This window comes from Mesorhizobium sp. M2E.F.Ca.ET.219.01.1.1 (assembly GCF_004016445.2).
Taxonomy (GTDB): Bacteria; Pseudomonadota; Alphaproteobacteria; order Rhizobiales; family Rhizobiaceae; genus Mesorhizobium.
In genome coordinates this window covers 1-284 of sequence record NZ_SADT02000280.1, presented here as the reverse complement: position 1 = coordinate 284, position 284 = coordinate 1, and the positions used below count along the sequence as shown (strand labels likewise).

At 58.8% G+C, this 284-nt stretch carries 1 protein-coding gene; it reads right to left on the bottom strand.

The window, feature by feature from the left end; translation table 11 throughout:
* Positions 1-244: hypothetical protein (locus tag EN862_RS35825; protein ID WP_135913353.1), on the bottom strand; the 244-nt coding region annotated here is incomplete at its 3' end.
* Positions 245-284: the final 40 nt, after the last annotated feature.

The window sequence follows — 284 nt, the reverse complement described above, 5'->3', positions numbered from 1 at the left end:
TGCCGATCGCTTGCTTGCCCAGCGCCTTCTTCACCCCAGAAGTGAAATGGAAGTTGGGGTCCGTCCCGGCGGTGTCAGGGCCGGCCGCGAAGCTGCCCGCACCAAGACTGCCATTGGCCGACTGGTAGATCTTCAGCTGATCGAGCGAGAGGAATGGATTCGCCCCCGTCTGATGCATATCAAGACGGAATGCGTAATACGCTCCGTTCGGGTTTACCGTGCCATCGGCATCGACTTTGATCAATGCCGCGTGGCCAGTTGCATATTGGCTCCCTTGAAAGCGC